Annotated in this window: 1 protein-coding gene; it reads left to right on the plus strand. The window is 66.6% G+C overall.

Annotated elements, in window-relative coordinates:
• Window positions 1-145 precede the first annotated feature (145 nt).
• Complete coding sequence (locus BA895_RS18075; RefSeq protein ID WP_175442380.1) at window positions 146-931, plus strand: hypothetical protein; 786 nt, start codon at window positions 146-148, stop codon at window positions 929-931.
• The last annotated feature ends 104 nt before the right edge of the window (window positions 932-1,035 follow it).

The raw sequence follows: 1,035 nt of genomic DNA on the forward strand, positions 1-1,035 counted from the left end.
CTAGACCATCACGCGGACTGAAACCCACCACGGTGCGAGTGTCAACCAGATCGACAGTGAGGTGCCCGGCCACGCGCTGGTGAACTCCGGTGGTGCTAGGTGGGGATGGTAGGGATTGGTGCGTGGGGATGGTAGGAATTGGTGCGTGGGTATGATTCGCCGCGGGTCAGGGCGCGCGAGGCGCGATACGGATCAGTCACGTGGGCGGGCACGCTTCGGTGGATTCCTGCTCCTGCTCGTGGGTTTGGGCTGGCTCATCGCGGATCGGTTGTTGCGCGGGTACTTTCCTTTGGCCTGGGGTGGGCCCAACATCGGCGGTGGCGCCCTGCTCGTCCTCGCGATCGTGGCAGCCGCATCCGGAGCCGTTCTGGTCGCCCTGAACTTCCGAAGGCGTGAGGGCAGTGATCGAGGCGCCCGCCTGCCGGGAGTGGGTTCTTGGATCGGACTCGCGCTGGGCGGTGCCCTGGCTGTCGGCTGGGTCGTGGTGAGTGTCGTCGAGCCTGCTGACCCGGACGCGGGCCTGAACGGGCAGGTCGGGGTCACGGTGTCGGCCACCGGGTCTCCGGTGCTGGTCGTCGAAGTGTGCCGCGGTAGCACCACGACCGTCACCATCAACGGGCCCCACCGTGAAGGGCAACCAAACACGGTGCTCGCCCAGTTCGACGCCGCGTTGCCCGTCACCTCAAGTGTCCTGCTAGACATTCTGCACCCGCCCGCCGCCTGGTCCGCGCGGCCCGGGTCCTCGTTGTCGGCCGCAGCTCCGGAAGACCTGATGATCGCCTCGGGGCAAGGCCACCAGTCCCAGTTGCGCCAGGTCGACTTCACGGTCGCGGACCTGGAGTCACTCGACGTGGACACCGTCCTCTACACCGACGTCACGGGCCACCCTCGCGTACCGAGCTCCACGTTCCACTCCGTGGCATGCCGGTAACCAACGGCCCCTGTTAGTCGAGAGCATCTCTGCTGGGGTCGCCCACAGGAAGCCGCATCCCCGACAGCAAACGCCACTTCTCAGCAACGAGCACTAAATGCGGC

Source organism: Humibacillus sp. DSM 29435 (assembly GCF_001758225.1).
Lineage (GTDB): Bacteria > Actinomycetota > Actinomycetes > Actinomycetales > Dermatophilaceae > DSM-29435.